General features: G+C 68.2%; 1 pseudogene. It reads right to left on the reverse strand.

From position 1 onward, the window contains the following. A pseudogene (locus PZH32_RS12195) lies at window positions 1-321 on the reverse strand (signal recognition particle-docking protein FtsY); the annotation flags it as partial.

Below are 321 nucleotides of genomic sequence, written 5' to 3' on the forward strand. Positions count from 1 at the left end.
AACTCGCGAGCCTGCTGCAGGCCGTTCTGCCCCGTAGTGGCATCGATGACCAGCACCGCGTACACCGGCAGCTTCGAGCGCTTGCGCACCACCGACACCACTTTCTCCAGCTCGCGCATAAGGTCGGCCGAGGTGTGCAGGCGGCCAGCCGTGTCGATGAGTACCAAGTCGGCCTCGGTGGCCTCGGCGCGCTCCAGCGTGTCGTAGCACACGCTGGCAGGATCGGCGCCGCGCTCGCGGGTGACCATCTCCACCCCCGCGCGCTTGGCCCACACTTCCAGCTGCTCGGCCGACACCTTCCGTGCTGCGGACATCGAGCAG

This window comes from Adlercreutzia equolifaciens (genome assembly GCF_029076695.1).
Classification (GTDB): Bacteria; Actinomycetota; Coriobacteriia; order Coriobacteriales; family Eggerthellaceae; genus Adlercreutzia; species Adlercreutzia equolifaciens_A.